Annotated in this window: 2 protein-coding genes; both read left to right on the top strand. The window is 40.3% G+C overall.

Features of this window, described 5'->3' with window-relative positions; translation table 11 throughout:
• The first annotated feature begins 312 nt into the window (after positions 1–312).
• Positions 313–1,077: an enoyl-ACP reductase FabI gene (gene fabI / locus QZ265_RS09500; RefSeq protein WP_296405631.1), complete on the top strand. Its 765-nt coding sequence runs from the start codon at positions 313–315 to the stop codon at positions 1,075–1,077.
• A 204-nt stretch (positions 1,078–1,281) separates the two neighbouring features.
• Positions 1,282–5,307 (top strand): phosphoribosylformylglycinamidine synthase, encoded by a 4,026-nt coding sequence (purL, locus tag QZ265_RS09495; protein WP_296405629.1) that lies wholly within the window; start codon positions 1,282–1,284, stop codon positions 5,305–5,307.
• Positions 5,308–5,655 lie beyond the last annotated feature (348 nt).

Raw genomic sequence — 5,655 nt, 5'->3', positions numbered from 1 at the left:
ATCAGGTGTTCTTTAATATTACGTAGCGTTGCACTTGGTGTGTTAATCTAAGTAATCATTAATATGTTTGTATTACTTTTAATATAAATTAGACCAATAGTTTGAATCGTTTTATGTACCAATCTTATTTTTAAAAAAATACGAGCTATATAGAGTCAAAAAAGTATATTCATATAAACAAAACCAAACAAAGCCAAATTAAGTCAGCCAATCAACTAAAGCCAGACTCAAATAAGTATTGTATATAGTATCTACTCTTCAATGACCTGAACACTAATTCTTATAAACTAATTCCCATAACATGAGACTATTATGATTTGTGATTTATCAGGTAAAAAAGGACTGATTATTGGTATTGCTAACGATCAGTCAATTGCCTATGGCTGTGCTAAATCAATGGCAGATCAGGGTGCAGCTTTAGCAGTTACTTATTTAAATGAAAAGACAAAAAGTTTTATAGAGCCGTTGATGGACAGGGTAAATTGCGAGATTTTTGAACCTTGTAATGTACAAAAAGATGAAGAACTTAAAGCAGTATTCGATCATATTAGACGTAAATGGGGCAAATTAGATTTCATTCTTCATTCCATTGCCTATGCGCCTAAGGAGGATCTGCATGGAAGGGTTACAGATTGTAGTCTTGACGGGTTTTTAACTGCTATGGACATCTCCTGCCATTCTTTTATTCGAATGGCAAAATTGGCTGAACCGTTGATGGTTGATGGAGGCGCTATGCTCTGTGTAAGTTTCTTAGGCTCAGAGCGTGTGGTCAATCATTATAATATGATGGGACCGGTTAAGGCGGCGCTTGAGTCAACGGTTCGTTATTTAGCGGTCGATCTGGGTGAAAAAGGCATTCGCGTTAATGCTATTTCTCCTGGAGCCATCGCAACAAGAGCAGCTTCTGGTATTAATCATTTTGATCAACTTTTGGATAAAGCTGCTAGTGCACCAATGCATCGTTTAGTAACTTCTGATGATTGTGGGGCGATGGCCGCATTTATGGTAAGCGATGAGACAAAAGCTATTACTGGTACGATTATTCCAATCGATGCTGGACAGCGCATTATGGCCTAGATTTTTGTGAGACCCAGTTAAGTTAATTCCTTGTCTGTTATTAATTAAGTTTAGTTCTAGCACAGATATTCATTACGCATTGAACACAATTAAGGTTTGAATAGAGTTGGTATACGACACGTTGATGCATAAGGCAGTAATTGATTTATAAAATTGCTATAATACGAGCCAAATTCAAACAGACTATACTGCGGAAATTGCCTTATGATGATCCTCGCTGGACACCGTTTTTTAACCGAGTTTAAAACAAATCAACTTATTGAGCAGTTAAATAGCCAAACGGCCTTAAAAGTAACTAGCATTGAGACTCAACAAGTCTATGTCTTGTCACGTGATCTTAATGATGCAGAGCGTAAGAAAGCTTTAGACTTATTAAATCAAGGCCAAGAAGTGGCTATGATTGAAGCAGAACAAGGCCAGTGCCAAGTTATAGTGAGTCCTAGATTTGGGACAATATCACCTTGGTCTAGTAAGGCAACGGACATATTTAATAACTGCGAGCTTAATGTTGAACGTGTTGAGCGTGTTATCGTATTCACTTTAAGCGGCGATGATACATCAAATCCTTTACCGGCCAAATTGCCAAAAGAAGCTGAACAGATCTTGTATGATCGGATGACACAAAGCTTAGAGTATGACTTTGATAAGCTAGAACAGTTATTCGATGATCATAGTCCAGCTCGTTTAAATTACATTGATGTGATTGGCAAAGGTCGTGGAGCATTAGAGGCTGCCAACCAAGAATTTGGTTTTGCCCTTTCAAATGATGACATCGACTATTTAATGACTGCGTATGTTGATGAGCTAAAACACAATCCCACTGACGTAGAGTTAATGATGTTTGCACAGGCAAACTCAGAGCATTGCCGTCACAAAATCTTCAATTCAGAGTGGACCATTGACAATGAGGTTAAGCCAAAATCATTGTTTAAAATGATTCGAAATACTCATGAGCAAAATCCTCAAGGCATACTATCCGCTTATAAAGATAATGCTGCAGTTATGGAAGGCTTTAGAGCAGAGCGCTTTTATCCGTTACCAACGGTACAATTAGGTGGCTCATTAGACGAAGACGCTCTATCAACTGAAATGCATCAGTACGGCTTTCATAATGAAAACATCGATATCTTGATGAAAGTTGAAACTCATAACCATCCTACCGCCATTGCCCCTTATGCTGGTGCTTCCACTGGTGCAGGTGGTGAAATTCGTGATGAAGGGGCGACCGGGCGTGGTGGCAAACCTAAAGCTGGTTTAACTGGCTTTAATGTTTCGCATTTACACTTACCTGATTTGCCAGAAAAATGGGAACAATCAGGTAAGGTTAATTCCAAAGACTATGGTAAGCCAGATCGTATGGCGTCAAGTTTAGAAATCATGACCGAAGGGCCTTTAGGCTCAGCCAATTTCTCAAATGAGTTCGGTCGTCCGAACTTATGTGGTTATTTCCGCTCATTCCAATTAGACACTAGTAAAGAGCAAGATGGTAGCCAAATGCGAGGTTACCACAAGCCAATTATGATAGCGGGTGGATACGGTAATATTAAGCGTAACTTGGTAGAAAAAAATAGCATCCAAGAAGGCGATTTATTAATCGTACTGGGTGGTCCTGCGATGCAAATCGGTCTTGGCGGTGGCGCAGCGTCATCCGTTGACAGCGGTAAATTGGATGAAGGTCTAGACTTTGCTTCAGTACAGCGTGATAACGCTGAAATGGAACGTCGTTGTCAAGAAGTTATCGACCGCTGCTGGGCCCTTGCAGGCAATGATATCCAAGCTAGCACTACTAGCAAAGATGGTAATCCAATCGTATCTATTCATGATGTGGGCGCAGGGGGGCTATCAAATGCGATGCCTGAACTGGTTAATGATCATGAAATGGGCGCAGTGCTAAACTTACGTCATATTCCGTCTTTAGAGGCGGGCATGTCACCCATGGCAATCTGGTCTAATGAGGCCCAAGAGCGTTATGTATTGGCGATTCGTCCTGAGAGCGAAGCTTTATTTGATGCTATTTGCAAACGTGAACGTTGTCCGTATGCTATTTTAGGTACTGCGACCAAAATTCGTCAGTTACAAGTAAACGATGAATTGCTAGACGAACAACCTGTCGACATGCCTATGCAAGTTCTATTAGGTGGTACACCACAAATGAGACGTTCTTTTGAGCGTATTCAAAAACAGCTTGACCCTTTAAATCTAGAAAATATTGATATCTCAGAAGCAGTACATGATGTATTGCGTCACCCAACTGTGGCGAGTAAATCTTTCTTAATTAGCATTGGTGATCGCTCAATTACAGGTATGGTTACCCAAGATCAATATGTGGGTCGATATCAAGTGCCTGTGGCTGACTGCGCAGTTACCAGCTCCGGATTATTGTCAGATACTGGTGAAGCGATGAGTGTTGGTGAACGTCCGCCCGTTGCTTTGATTAACCCAGCAGCTTCTGCAAGATTGGCAGTGGCTGAAGCCATTACTAACATCGCAGGTGCTCGCATAGATAAGATATCTGATATCACCTTATCCGCTAATTGGATGGCAGCTTGTGGTGAAGATGTCGAAGATGAGGCTTTATTTGATGCTGTTTATGCCATAGGTGAAGAGCTGTGCCCTGCATTGGGTATTGCTATTCCGGTTGGAAAAGACTCTTTATCAATGCGTGCCAGCTGGACTGATAAAGACGGTGCTAAGTCAGTAGTTAGTCCTATGAGCTTGGTAGTCACTGCATTTGCTCCAGTGCAAGATGTCAATAAAACGCTAACGCCTGAGCTTAGCAACACTGATTCTGCTTTATATCGCTTAGACCTATCAAAAGGTAAGTTTCGTTTGGGAGGCTCAATCTTAGCCCAAACTCAAAGCCAGCTTGGTAATGAATGTCCAGACTTAGCTTGTCCACAAGACTTATTTCATTTCTTTAACTTTGTGCAAGCAGGTAACGCACAAGGGATTATCAGTGCATATCATGATATCGGGGATGGTGGTTTATTAGCGAGCGTGACTGAAATGCAGTTTACCAATCGCTTGGCAATTAACTTAAACCTCACTGATGATAATTTATTGGGTCAGTTATTTGCTGAAGAATTGGGCGCAGTAATTCAAGTATTACCTGAGCATGTTGAAGCGCTCATGACCCTTGCTGAAGTCCATGGCGTATCTGATATGTTAAGTTTAGTGGGCCAGACTATAGAGACGCCATTAGGCGGTGCCGGTCAAGATAAGCTGACTATCATTACCCCATCCCATCAAGGTGATAATGCTTTGGTATTTAATCGTAGCGAGCTCCAGCAAACGTGGACTCAAGTCAGCTATCAAATCGCTAAGCGCCGTGATAATCCAGATTGTGTGCAGCAAGAATTCGAATTAATTGCTGATACTAACCATTATGGTCTTATTGCTCAAGCTAACTTTGACTTAAATCAAAAAGTTGAAGCGCCTTATCTAAACAGTCGTCCAAATAAGCCAAAAGTGGCTATCTTGCGTGAGCAAGGTGTGAATGGTCAGTTAGAAATGGCCGCAGGATTTGAGCTTGCTGGATTTAATGCTATAGATGTTCACATGAGTGATTTATTAGAAGGTCATATTGATTTACGAGACTTCGCAGGTTTAGTGGCTTGCGGCGGCTTTAGTTATGGTGACGTCTTGGGGGCGGGCTCTGGCTGGGCAAATTCTATCTTATTCCATGACGATTTACGTATGCAGTTTGTACGCTTTTTTAGCCGTCCGGATACCTTTAGCTTAGGCGTTTGCAATGGTTGTCAGATGATGGCACAGTTAAAAGACTTGATACCTGGTGCTGAAAACTTCCCACGCTTTACTTATAATAAATCTGCCCGCTTTGAAGCACGTACCGTAAACGTTAAGATTGAGCGTACTAAGTCTATCTTATTCAAGGGTATGCAAGACAGTATTTTACCAATTGCTGTAGCTCATGGTGAAGGCTTTGCTACATTAGACGACAAATCAATTGAAGGTATGGCGAACCATGGTCAAGTAGCTATGAGATATGTTGACAGCCAAGGTAAACCAACTGAGACTTATCCACTTAATCCAAATGGTTCAATTGGCGGAGTTACAGGCATCTGTAGTACTGATGGTCGTGTGACCTTGATGATGCCACATCCTGAACGTAACTTACGTGCTATTAACCATAGTTGGAAACCAGAAGATTGGTCTGAAGATGGTGCTTGGATGCGTATGTTCCGTAATGCGAGAGCTTTCGTACGATAATTTATCTGAAATACCAAACTATAAAAAGGTGGGTCGTTAAACGACTCACCTTTTTTAATATGCTTAATTTATGCAAACTTAATTAAGAAAACTAAAATAAGCAAATTGTAATAATTAAAAATAATTTCACGTATTAGTTTGAATAATGCTCTTTAATAAGTTTTTGTCAAGCAGCTTTGAGATAGGTATAACCTAATCCTGTATCAAGCTTACCAACTGAATTAGGGTTCAATATAATGGTGCTTGCTCTAAAAATATTGATACATAGACTTAGATTTAAATCTTGTTTATTCATTCCTAAAAATAATGTAAATGAAGAACTATTTTATAAATTCTATTGATTATTTA

It is taken from the genome of Psychrobacter sp. (assembly GCF_018260395.1).
Lineage (GTDB): Bacteria > Pseudomonadota > Gammaproteobacteria > Pseudomonadales > Moraxellaceae > Psychrobacter.
This window is presented reverse-complemented; position numbering and strand designations above follow the sequence as displayed.